This is a genomic window from Variovorax sp. FW301-JW7 (genome assembly GCF_058788795.1).
In genome coordinates this window covers 1-2,036 of the sequence record NZ_JBYTBC010000035.1, presented here as the reverse complement: position 1 = coordinate 2,036, position 2,036 = coordinate 1, and the positions used below count along the sequence as shown (strand labels likewise).

Here is a 2,036-nt window from a genome sequence, read left to right as displayed (position 1 = left end):
ATACCGCTGGTCGCCGTGCTCAAACCGCTCGAAGTGGACGTCGACAGACTGTCGATGCTGCTCGTGGCCGTGCTCAGGCCAGACGATGTGGAAGTCGAGAGACTGCTGACGCTGCTGTTCGCTGTGCTCAGACCGGACGACGTCGAAGTCGACAGGCTGCTCACATTGCTGTTCGTCGTGCTCAGACCAGTAGACAGGCTCGAGATGCCGCTGGTCGCAGTGCTCAGACCGCTCGAAGTGGAAGTCGACAAGCTGTCGATGCTGCTCGTAGCCGTGCTCAAACCCGACGATGTCGAAGTCGACAAGCTGCTGACGCTGCTGTTGGTCGTGCTCAGGCCACTCGAAGTCGACGTCGACAGGCTGTCGATACTGCTCGTCGCCGTGCTCAGACCCGACGACGTGGACGTCGACAGGCTGCTGACATTGCTGTTCGTCGTGCTCAGACCCGTGGACAGGCTGGAAATGCCGCTGGTCGCCGTGCTCAGGCCAGACGACGTGGAGGTCGACAAGCTGCCGACGTTGCTATTCGCTGTGCTCAGGCCCGACGACGTCGAGGTCGAGAGACTGCTGACGTTGCTGTTCGTCGTGCTCAGGCCCGTGGACAGGCTGGAGATACCGCTGGTCGCCGTGCTCAAACCGCTCGAAGTGGACGTCGACAGACTGTCGATGCTGCTCGTGGCCGTGCTCAGACCAGAGGACGTCGAGGTCGAGAGACTGCTGACGCTGCTGTTCGCTGTGCTCAGACCGGACGACGTCGAGGTCGACAGGCTGCTCACATTGCTGTTCGTCGTGCTCAGACCAGACGACGTGGAGGTCGACAGGCTGTTCACGTTGCTGTTCGTCGTGCTCAGGCCAGTCGACAGGCTCGAGATGCCGCTGGTCGCAGTGCTCAGACCGCTCGAGGTGGACGTCGACAGACTACTGACATTGCTATTCGCTGTGCTCAGGCCAGACGACGTCGAGGTCGACAAGCTGCTGACGTTGCTGTTCGTCGTGCTCAGGCCACTCGAAGTAGAAGTCGACAGGCTGCCGATGCTGCTCGTGGCCGTGCTCAGACCAGAGGACGTCGAGGTCGACAGGCTGCTGACGTTGCTGCTCGCCGTGCTCAAGCCGGACGACGTCGAGGTCGACAGGCTGCTCACGTTGCTGTTCGTCGTGCTTAGGCCGGTGGACAAGCTGGAGATGCCACTGGTCGCGGTGCTCAGACCCGACGACGTCGAGGTCGACAAGCTGCTGACGTTGCTGTTGGTCGTGCTCAGGCCACTCGAAGTAGAAGTCGACAGGCTGTCGATGCTGCTCGTTGCCGTGCTCAAGCCGGACGACGTCGAAGTCGACAGGCTGCTCACGTTGCTGTTCGTGGTGCTCAGACCCGTCGACAGGCTGGAGATACCGCTGGTCGCGGTGCTCAGACCAGACGACGTGGAGGTCGACAGGCTGCTCACGTTGCTGTTGGTCGTGCTCAGGCCACTCGAAGTGGACGTCGAAAGGCTACTGACATTGCTATTCGCTGTGCTCAAACCGGACGACGTCGATGTCGACAGGCTGCTCACGTTGCTGTTCGTCGTGCTCAGACCAGTAGACAGGCTCGAGATGCCGCTGGTCGCAGTGCTCAGGCCCGACGACGTCGAAGTCGACAAGCTGCTCACGTTGCTGTTCGCTGTACTCAGACCGGACGACGTCGAGGTCGAGAGACTGCTGACGTTGCTGTTCGTGGTGCTCAGGCCCGTGGACAGGCTGGAAATGCCGCTGGTCGCCGTGCTCAAACCGCTCGAAGTAGAAGTCGACAGGCTGTCGATGCTGCTCGTGGCCGTGCTCAAGCCGCTCGACGCGGAGGTCGACAGGCTGCTGACACTGCTGTTCGCCGTGCTCAGACCGGACGACGTCGAGGTCGACAGGCTACTCACGTTGCTGTTCGTGGTGCTCAGGCCCGTGGACAGGCTGGAGATCCCACTGGTCGCCGTGCTCAGACCGCTCGAGGTAGACGTCGACAAGCTGCTGACGTTGCTGTTGGTCGTGCTCAGTCCGGTAGACAGGCT

1 protein-coding gene is annotated in these 2,036 nt (G+C 61.6%); it reads left to right on the top strand.

Features of this window, described 5'->3' with window-relative positions; all coding sequences use genetic code 11:
• Positions 1-2,036: hypothetical protein (locus AC3WQM_RS31965; protein ID WP_492683859.1), on the top strand; the 2,036-nt coding region annotated here is incomplete at both ends.